Raw genomic sequence first — 1500 nt, 5'->3', positions numbered from 1 at the left:
CAGTTGCTAATTTCCATTTTTTCATTCTGTATTTTCAGCTGCGGCATTGGAAAACGGTAGATTCGTACACTCTTACCCGGCACCTCAACTTCAAGCCACTCCCCTCTGACACTAAAGAACATCTCGTTGATGTTCTGCATCAACACCGCGATATAACTCAGAGCCAGTTGTTCTCCTGACGGAATAAGTCCCGAGACAGGTATCATAACGTTGTTGTCGTCGGTTGTTCGCATCCCGGACAGAAAGTGATCGGGAATATCGTTATACCAAGGCAGAAGGCTATGAGTTTTGAGTAGTGCTTCAAGCAGTATTTGGATGCCTTCTTTGGTGATTTCGTGGTTTTTTAGCCCAAGGCAGGCCTCAAGCAGCTGCTTAAACCACTGAGAGGAATGCTCTTTGCTGAGTTTATGCAGGGCGCTGAACGATGGAAACAGGTCGAATACTGCCCGGGCATGACTGGCGTCCAGAAAACGCAACTGGTCATCATTTGTTAAGGGTTGCAGGATTTCCCAGTAGAGCCTTTTCATATAGTCGAGTTTCAGCACCTCCGATAATTGTTGCAACCGGGCTGATTGCTGTTCCCATAGACTCTTATCCGGCAATGACTTCAGCCGCTTGACGAAATAGACAAAACGGCCCCTGTATTCATTGGCAGAAAACAGAACCACTGCCTTATTTAACACGTGCAAAGGCACGGCTCTAGCCGAATGACGCCGCAAAAAAAACCGGTCCTTTGCATTGGACTGAAGGTAGAGTTCGACACCTTTTCCTCCATAAAAAGACAGCAGCTTTATCAATGATTCCAGCATTAGAACGGTTTTGCTGTTTTCACGGAATTGATGAAATTGTTTTAAAGCCGTCCACTTTAGTGACCACTCTGGCTTAGAGGTGGAAAGATAAAGAGCGACGGTTTTTATCTGGAGATTGTAATTGTTGTCCTCTTCATTATCTGAGTTGCTGTTTTCTTCAGTGAATTCTGTAGACAGCCACTCTTTCAGTTCCGTTTCCCGTCGTTGCAGCACATCGGCAGCAGGTAGCCCTTCTGATTTCCAGAGTCTGGTCATAACTTGCAGGAGCTGGTGATTGGGTGCACCCCCGCAACTTGTCCAGTCCAGCACATCTTTAACTTCTTTGTGTTTGAGCACGCCTATTGTGGTGTACATGGACGAGAAGGCGCGAAACCGCTCCACACTGAACTCGCCATCACTGTCTTTCCATTCCGACCAGCCCAATACCTCTTTCACTTTTTTATGTTTGGGTACGCCCAGGCCATTGTTCATGGATGAGAAGGGACGGAACCGCTCTATATCGAATTGGCCGTCCTTGTCTCGCCATTCCGGCCAACCCAGCACCTCTTTCACGTCCTCACGTTTGAGTATGCCTTTGCTATGATTCATGGACGAGAATGCCCGTAAAAGCCCCATACTGAACTCGCCATCCTTGTTTTTCCATTCCGGCCAGCCCAGCACGTCTTGCACTTCCTCATGGTTGAGGATGCCC

Annotated in this window: 1 protein-coding gene; it reads right to left on the bottom strand. The window is 47.7% G+C overall.

All coding sequences use genetic code 11. The annotated features are described in order from the left end of the window. Positions 1-1500, bottom strand: a 1500-nt coding sequence (locus tag KDK16_RS01960) for a hypothetical protein (RefSeq protein ID WP_257274422.1), incomplete at both ends; no start/stop codon positions are given.

This window comes from Endozoicomonas sp. SESOKO4, from assembly GCF_024606275.1.
The sequence above is the reverse complement of the archived record's forward strand: the minus strand, read 5'-3'. Positions and strand labels throughout refer to the sequence as shown.